At 56.8% G+C, this 7,983-nt stretch carries 9 protein-coding genes and 1 pseudogene; all 10 read right to left on the bottom strand.

Annotated elements, in window-relative coordinates:
- Positions 1 to 378: 378 nt before the first annotated feature.
- A complete protein-coding gene (tyrS, locus tag JN12_RS19170; RefSeq protein WP_145025798.1) occupies positions 379 to 1,587 on the bottom strand; it encodes a tyrosine--tRNA ligase in 1,209 nt (402 codons plus the stop codon).
- A 14-nt stretch (positions 1,588 to 1,601) separates the two neighbouring features.
- Positions 1,602 to 2,390 (bottom strand): TIGR00282 family metallophosphoesterase, encoded by a 789-nt coding sequence (locus tag JN12_RS19165; protein ID WP_145025796.1) that lies wholly within the window; start codon positions 2,388 to 2,390, stop codon positions 1,602 to 1,604.
- A complete protein-coding gene (rny, locus tag JN12_RS19160; RefSeq protein WP_145025794.1) occupies positions 2,380 to 3,942 on the bottom strand; it encodes a ribonuclease Y in 1,563 nt (520 codons plus the stop codon). The genes JN12_RS19165 and rny overlap by 11 nt, the downstream gene beginning before the upstream one ends.
- Positions 3,943 to 3,955: 13 nt before the next feature.
- Complete coding sequence (locus JN12_RS19155) at positions 3,956 to 4,528, bottom strand: 5-formyltetrahydrofolate cyclo-ligase (RefSeq protein ID WP_145025792.1); 573 nt, start codon at positions 4,526 to 4,528, stop codon at positions 3,956 to 3,958.
- Positions 4,529 to 4,803: 275 nt separating this feature from the next.
- Positions 4,804 to 5,091 (bottom strand): cell division protein ZapA, encoded by a 288-nt coding sequence (locus tag JN12_RS19150; protein WP_145025790.1) that lies wholly within the window; start codon positions 5,089 to 5,091, stop codon positions 4,804 to 4,806.
- A complete protein-coding gene (locus JN12_RS19145; RefSeq protein ID WP_170242085.1) occupies positions 5,088 to 5,261 on the bottom strand; it encodes a hypothetical protein in 174 nt (57 codons plus the stop codon). Before JN12_RS19145 ends, JN12_RS19150 begins: the two co-directional genes overlap by 4 nt.
- Positions 5,262 to 5,335: 74 nt before the next feature.
- The gene (gene ftsY, locus JN12_RS19140) at positions 5,336 to 6,433 is read right to left on the bottom strand and encodes a signal recognition particle-docking protein FtsY (RefSeq protein WP_145025786.1); all 1,098 of its coding nucleotides are present in this window, start codon (positions 6,431 to 6,433) and stop codon (positions 5,336 to 5,338) included.
- A gap of 416 nt (positions 6,434 to 6,849) precedes the next feature.
- Positions 6,850 to 7,150 (bottom strand): annotated as a pseudogene (locus tag JN12_RS20905) (hypothetical protein); the annotation flags it as partial.
- 385 nt (positions 7,151 to 7,535) lie between these two features.
- Positions 7,536 to 7,700, bottom strand: a complete 165-nt coding sequence (locus JN12_RS20595; protein ID WP_170242083.1) for a hypothetical protein — start codon at positions 7,698 to 7,700, stop codon at positions 7,536 to 7,538.
- Positions 7,697 to 7,975, bottom strand: a complete 279-nt coding sequence (locus JN12_RS19130) for a hypothetical protein (protein ID WP_145025782.1) — start codon at positions 7,973 to 7,975, stop codon at positions 7,697 to 7,699. Before JN12_RS19130 ends, JN12_RS20595 begins: the two co-directional genes overlap by 4 nt.
- Between the last annotated feature and the right edge of the window lie 8 nt (positions 7,976 to 7,983).

Genomic DNA, 7,983 nt, shown 5'->3' with positions numbered 1-7,983 from the left:
TGTACTGAATAAGTCTGAACTGCTCTTTGCAGTTCTCTTCTTGTTTTTCGAGAACCCACTCGCTTAGCTATCTGCTATTTAGTTTTCAAAGACCAACCTGCCGTCAGCAGACTTCGCAATATACTCAGATCCGCTTTCCCTGTCAACACCTTTTTTCAGCGCCAATCTTTTTCTGCCCGGCCCCATCCCCTGGCAGGCCGTCGTTGACAAGGAATCGCGTTTATACTTCAGAACCGATTCCCTTGTCAAACTCTTTTTTCTGCGCCGTCTCTTTTTTCCTCCCGGCCCCATCCCCTTGCGGACCGTCGTTAACAAGGAATCGCGTTTTTACCCTTTTGACGTCCATCCGTCAACCAAAAAATGCGGCATAGGCTATTTTTAAAATGTGATCTTGGCAAAGCGGCGCTTACCGACCTGGATTACATAGGTTCCTTCGCAGGACAGTTCAGCCTGCTCGTCGTTGATCTTCTCGCCATCCACCTTGACCCCACCCTGCTTGATGGCCCGGCGCCCTTCGCTGTTGGAGTCAACCAGCCCGGCAGTGGCAAGAATTTTGGCAAGGAGCATGGTGGCACCCTCGCGCCCAAGGGTGATTTCCGGCATCTCTTCCGGTACCTGATTATCCCGGAACCGCTTGACGAAATTCTCCTCAGCCGCCTGGGCCGCTGCCGTCCCGTGGTACCTGGCGACTATCTCGCGACCGAGCTGCTTCTTGACCTCCATGGGATGGAGCGAATGATCCTTGAGCCGCTTCTTCAGATCTTCGATCTCAACCAGGGTAAGATCGCTCAGCAACTCATAGTAACGGAGCATCAGTTCGTCCGAAATGGACATGACCTTGCCGAAGATCTCATCGGCCGGATCGTTGATGCCAATGTAGTTGCCCAGGGATTTGGACATCTTGTTGACCCCGTCCAGACCTTCCAGGAGGGGCATGGTAATAACGGTCTGGGGTGGCTGCCCCCATTCCCGCTGCAACTCACGGCCTACCAGGAGGTTGAACTTCTGGTCCGTGCCCCCCAGTTCCACATCGGCCTTCATGGCCACCGAATCGTATCCCTGCATGAGGGGATAGAGGAATTCATGGATGCTGATCGGCATCTGCGTGGCAAACCGTTTGCCGAAGTCGTCCCGCTCCAGCATCCTGGCCACGGTATACTTGGCGGCCAGGCCGATCATGTCCGTTGCCGTAAGCCTACCGAGCCACTCCGAGTTGAAGACGACCTTCGTCTTCTGCGGATCAAGTATTTTGAAGACCTGCTCCTTGTACGTCTCAGCATTCACGAGCACATCTTCGCGGGTCAGTGCCCTGCGGGTCTCGGATTTGCCGGTGGGGTCCCCGATCATGCCGGTAAAGTCGCCGATGAGAAAATAGACCTCATGGCCCAGTTGCTGGAACTGACGCATCTTGTGCAGGAGGACGGTATGGCCGAGATGGAGATCCGGAGCGGTAGGATCGAACCCGGCCTTTATCTTCAACGGCACGCCGGTATCGATGGATTTTCGGAGTTTCTCTTCGAGATCCTTCTCCAGAAGGATTTCTACGGCGCCCCGCCTTATCTGTTCCATCTGTGCAGCTACGGACATATCCATTTCCTTTCTCAATGGCAGGCGATATTGACCCGTTCAATCGCCAACGACTTGCCGGTAATTTCATCAACAGATATCACCACCCCATTCAGGCGGACATCCTTTTTGGCAACCTCGAACTTCGCCGGGAGTTGCGTCAGGAACTTCTGGATCGGTTCGTCCTTGCGTACGCCGATGACCGAATCGAACGACCCGGTCATGCCGGCATCGGTGATAAAGGCGGTGCCGCCGGGAAGCAGCCGCTCGTCAGCGGTCTGTACATGGGTATGGGTACCGACCACGGCGCTCACCCTGCCATCCAGGTACCAGCCCATTGCGGACTTTTCGGAGGTCGCCTCTGCATGAAAATCAACAAAAATGACCGGGGTCTCCTGTTTCAGCTTCTCCAGTTCACTATCCGCGGTACGGAACGGGCATTCCAGGCTGTTCATGAATACCCGCCCCTCAAGGTTCAGCACCCCGACCTTGACCCCGCCCGCTGTCCTGACTACGGCACTCCCCTGCCCCGGCGTTCCGGGAGGATAGTTCGCAGGGCGGATGAGCCGCGATTCCCTGCCGATGTACTCCAGGGCATCCTTTTTGTCCCAGATATGATTGCCGCTGGTAAAGAACTGCACTCCCTGCTCGAAAAGCTCTTTTGCCGTCTCAACAGTCAGGCCGAACCCGCCGGCCGCATTCTCGCCATTGGCAATCACCAGGTCAACACGGTACCGGTCAACCAGCTTATGCAGCTCGCGCTCAACCGCCTGCCTGCCCGGCTTGCCAACAATATCGCCGATAAACAGGATATTAACGGGCATACTCGACAGCCCGGGTTTCCCGGATCACATGCACCTTGATCTGGCCGGGATAGGTCATCTCCGTCTCGATCTTCTTGGCAATGTCCTTGGCCAGTACCACGGCGCGCTCGTCGCTCACTTCCTCGCTGGAGACCATGATCCGGATCTCGCGGCCGGCCTGAATGGCAAAGGCATTGGTGACCCCGCCGAACGAGGTGGAGATCCGCTCAAGATCATCGAGCCTCTTCACGTAGGTTTCCAGCATCTCGCGGCGGGCTCCGGGGCGAGCACCGGACAGGGCGTCAGCAGCCTGAACCAGGACCGCCAGCACGGAGTTGGGCTTCTCGTCTTCGTGGTGCGCCATGATGGCATGGACGATCTTCGGCGACTCACCGTACTTCCTGGCAATCTCGGCGCCGATAACGGCATGGGAGCCCTCAACCTCGTGGTCTACCGCTTTCCCGAGGTCATGCAGCAGGCCGGCCCGCTTGGCCTGCTTGACGTTGATCCCCAGCTCCGCAGCCATTACGCCGCAGAGGAAGGCGACTTCCAGCGAGTGCTGGTACACGTTCTGACTGTATGAGGTCCGATACTTGAGACGGCCGATAAGCTTGAGGATCTCGGGGTGAATGCCATGTACGCCAAGGTCGAAGGCCGCCTGCTCACCCGCCTCCTTAATGGTCAGCTCCACTTCTTCCTCGGCCTTGTGCACCACATCCTCGATCCGGCCGGGATGGATACGCCCGTCGGCAATCAGTTTCTCCAGGGCAATCCGCGCCACCTCGCGACGCACCGGGTTGAAGCCGGAAAGAATGACCGCCTCGGGGGTGTCGTCAATGATCAGATCGATGCCGGTCGCAGCCTCCAGTGCACGAATGTTCCGCCCTTCGCGACCGATGATCCGCCCCTTCATCTCGTCGGAAGGCAGGGGGACCACGGAGACCGTGCGTTCAGCAACATAATCGCCGGCATAGCGCTGAATTGCCAGGGAAAGAATTTCCTTGGATTTTTTGTCAGCCGTTTCCCGTGTCTCTTCTTCAATAGCCTTGATCCGTTTGGCAGCATCGAGCTTGGCCTCGTTCTCCATGGCCTCCATCAAAACGGCCTTGGCTTCCGCCGCCGTCATACCCGATATCTTCTCCAACTGCTGCCGCTGCTCTTCGATAAGCTGGGAGATTCTTTCCTCCCGTTGACCCAAGGCCTGCTCCTTTTGAGCGAACGCCTGCTCGCGCTTGCCGAAGTCCAGGTCCCGTTGGTCATAGAGGTTTATCTTTTTGTCGAGGTTCTCTTCCTTCTGCTGAAGGCGTTTCTCCAGGGCCTGCAAATCCTTTTTCTTTTCCTTGGTCTCACGCTCGATCTCTGCCTTGGCCTGATACACCTCATCTTTGGCCTTCAGGCTCGCTTCCCGCAGAGTGGTCTCAGCCTCACGCCTGGCATCTTCAAGAATCTTGGCAGCCTGCTCATCAACATTCACGGCGGCCGGTCCCGCCGATCGCTTCTTCATCAAAAAACCGACCAGAACCCCCGCACCAATCGCAACAGCCATCAACAACAAGGCAACTTCAATCTTCATGGCACTCTCCCTTCTATATTGATAAAGAGCCCCGCCCGACCTGGCGGCTTTCGGTGATGATCAGATCCATCAGGACATCGTGGGGCTCACCAGCAACTGCATCAACCAGCTGAAAATCATAACAAAGACCAACCAGCCTCCCCGATCCTTCAAGTAGATGGACGGTTCGATCGTAAAAACCTTTGCCATAGCCGATGCGGTGCCCTTTCAGGTCAAAGGCCACACCGGGGATCACTATAAGATCAAGTTCTCCGGGATCGCGCGGAGGGAAACCTTCCTGCGGCTCGGGGATACCGAACGAGCCACAGACGAGCTCGCACTCGCCGGAAGCCTCTCGAAACACGAGAGAACCTGCCTCGACCCGCGGATAGCACAGCTCCTTTCCCGCAGCCAGGGCGGCACGGCAAATCTCAGAGGTAGCCACTTCATTATCACAGGCCGCATACAGGGCAAGCGAGCGGGCAGCGACAAACTGCGCCGAGCTGATGACCGCCTTCTGGATCAGGTCGCTCAGGCGGCTGCATTCGGTGACACTCATCCCACGCCGGCGGGCAAGCATCTGGCTACGTAGCGAACGTTTAGGCATACCAGACCATTTCGACAGTTGTACAGAGGCCCACAGCGGGCCAGTCCTTGAATGGAGGGCAATCAGGAGAGTGGAGGGAGGTGGTGACAGGGGATAGAAATAGTGCGTTTCAGGAAACCGGCAGTATGTTCAGTCGATCCTTATGTCGCATCTCTGGCGGTGTAACATGCTCTTTCCTATCAGAAGCAGGGAACTGCAACATTCACCTGCTGAAGCCACTGAAACTTCCCAACCACGTCTCTGCTATATCGTCACGCCCCCCGGAGGAGACCGTCCTAAGCTGCACCAGACAGAACCTCATCGATTGTCCTGATGAGCTCCACCACCTGCTCAGTGTTGCACTTGTTGCGATCCTGCTTCTTTATAACGGCAAGATGTTCCTCTGCAAGAGTCATCAAGCTAAGGATGGCCACCCCAAGTCTATCGCCCCCCCGAACCCTGGACTCGACCCGTGCGACCGTATCATTGACAAACGCCTCGATCTCCTGCACCGTTTCGGGTGTGGCGCTGCTTCTCACCTGAAGCTCCCGCCCGAGAATCCTGATGCAGTGGGAACCGCTCACGTCCCTTGAATCTCCTCAATAGAAGCAATGATCCGGCTGACCTGCTCCTTGATCCCGCTCCGCTCAGCCAAGAGTCGGTCCAACTCCTGTCGGAGCTGGCCGTTTTCTCGCTGGAGCAGCTGATAGGCCGCCACCAGCGCATCCACCTTTTCCTGCAGGGTATGTAACAACTCAGCTTCCATAAATAAACCGGACCGATATTAGGAGAATTGCTGGCAAAAAGTCAAGTAATTATTGGAAATGGCTACTGAAAAAGGGCTTCGACAAACTGACGTGGATCAAAATCACGCAGATCCTCCACCGCCTCTCCTACCCCGATGTAGCGGACCGGAATCTGGAACTCGTTGCTCACTGCCAGGACAATCCCCCCCTTGGCGGTTCCATCCAGTTTGGTCAGGGCTATGCCACTCACCTCTGCGGTCTCCTTAAACAGGCGGGCCTGGGAAAGGGCATTCTGGCCGGTTGCCGCATCCAGCACCAGCAGCGTTTCGTGGGGGCCACCGGGGATTTCCCGCCCAACGATGCGGCGCATCTTTTTCATTTCCTCCATCAGGTTTACCTTGGTATGGAGGCGACCGGCCGTGTCAACGATCAGCACGTCCACCTGCCTAGCCACGGCCGCCTTGCAGGCGTCAAAGACCACCGCTGCCGGATCGGCCCCTTCCTGATGCCGAATGACATCCACGCCGGCACGCTCGCCCCAGACCAGCAACTGTTCGGCAGCCGCAGCCCGGAAGGTGTCCCCGGCCGCAAGCAGCACCTTTTTGCCGTCACCGGCAAACCTGCTGGCCAGTTTGCCTATCGTGGTGGTCTTCCCCACCCCGTTCACCCCGATCACCATAATTACGAACGGCGACGCATTTCCCACCTGCAGAGGCTGGGCAAAGCGTTCCAGGCGGGCGAGTATCTCTTCCTTAAGCACTGAGCGCAGAGCCGCGCCATCCTGCAGCTCATTTCGCTTCAACCGCTGCTCCAGGGTGCGGATCAGTTCCACCGACGTTTTTACGCCGATGTCAGCGGTAATGAGGATCTCTTCCAGCTCTTCGAGGGTGTCGGCGTCGATCTGCTTCCGCCCCAGCACCAGACGGTCGATTCGTCCCACCAGGCTCTCGGAGGTCTTGCTGAGCCCCTGTTTCAGCCGCTCGAAAAAGCCCAGACGGGGCTTTTCCTGAACAGCAGACGTGGCCGTCGGCTGCGAAGTCCCCGGTACCGGTTCAGCAACCGCGGTGGCATCGCTCTCCCCGGACTCCGTTCCTGACGGGCGGACAGCTTCAGCCGGCAGCTCCGATCCGGCCAGCTTATCCATCAGCCCGCGAAAGAACCCCTTTTTTCCTGTCATCAGTAAATCTCCCTGTTCACGGCTTTTCAGAAAATTTCAAAACCCCCAGAAATTCCCCTTTATTCGCTTGACGTTACCCGAATCGTCATTCATTACATTTCACCCATTGCCAGCCCCTTTGAGGTTGTACGAGAGGTTGCACAAAGCCCGACATGAAACAGGTTGCACGAAAACCGGTCATAAGTTTGCCCTGAATCCGTGACGTAACTTGCTCAATCTGCTGGTTTTAGGGGCCAGCGGAGGGACTCTGGCGGATCGGCTCCCTGAATCCCAAGAAATCGGCTTCTCAAATTGGCCTGTAGTCCCTGTTTTTTGACAACTGAACCGTTTTGCTATGTCTTTCCCGTGATCGCGGGCAAGCGATATCAGGGGCTTCCTGCCGGAAACCCATTCCTCCAAGGCTTGCCAGCTCCTCGTCGCTAGCCGTATGCCAGCCGGTGGTAGATCTGCCCGAATGCTTCGGCATGGGCTTTCACATGGCGGCTGAATCTCAGTTTCAGGCGCCGGCCACTGCTGATAAGCCGCCCGGCAAAGTAGACAAGCTCCTGGATGACCGTCTTGACCCGCCGGCGTTTGGCCTCGTGACGGATTGTACAGTTCGATGATCTCCTGATCGGCAAGCGTAAGGCTTGTCCACCACCCTTCGAGTTCGATGTCGGGCTGAAGCAGCATCTGCCCCTTTTTGTCAATGGTCCGCTCGATAACCCGCATGACCCGGCGCAGGATAATGCTGATGATGTCGATGCCGGCGATCAGATCGCCCGGCGCATCCATGACTGCCAGGGCGGAGGAAAGAGACGTGAAACGGTTCAGGGCCAGCCCGACAAGGGCGATGCCGGAGTGGGAAGTGTAGAATTCTTCGTCGGACTGTTCGATCACTAAACGCTTCATGAATTCACCAGCCGGGTGAGTTTTGTTGCACAGCAAAATAGCTCAATTGTCAAAGAACTTCAAATGGTTACAGCTGGTAAATTTAAATTGCTGAATTTTCCGTCACGGAGTCAGGTAATAGAGACAAGGTGGTCATAATCAGTTGGGTCCTGCCAGTTGGAAGCCATGCAGGGGGAAACTCGTAGATATTCTGTTTTTGATCTACCATAACCACTTACTTATCAACCTCGTCCGGCCGTTCCACCTTTCGGCTGAAATGGAACTCCGTCACCCGCTTACCGCTCTCGTCGAACGAGGCCACGTTGTAGGTCTGCCGGCGCTCCGGTTCCGGCTTTTTCGCCACCCCCAGGTATTGCAGCAGCTTCCTAAACACGCTCACTCGTCACCCCCCGACCGCCAGAACTCGGCCAGATCATGCGCGGTCACTTCCCGCGCCACTATCCGCGCCATGTTCTCTTCCTGCGTCCGCTCCAGGTCCGACATGCCGGCCGGAAGATCGGCGGTCATCTGTTCGACAATCGTTTGCTCCTGATCGTCGAACAGCTCGCCGACCTCGACCACCGTCTGCTCCAGAATTCCCGCCTCCTTCAATCGCTTAAGCTCCCGCGGGTTTTCCTGCTGAAGGAGCGTTTTCGACATCTCACGGTAACTCATTGGTCACC

The sequence above is a fragment of the Geobacter argillaceus genome (assembly GCF_007830735.1).
Classification (GTDB): Bacteria; Desulfobacterota; Desulfuromonadia; order Geobacterales; family DSM-12255; genus Geomobilibacter; species Geomobilibacter argillaceus.
This window is presented reverse-complemented; position numbering and strand designations above follow the sequence as displayed.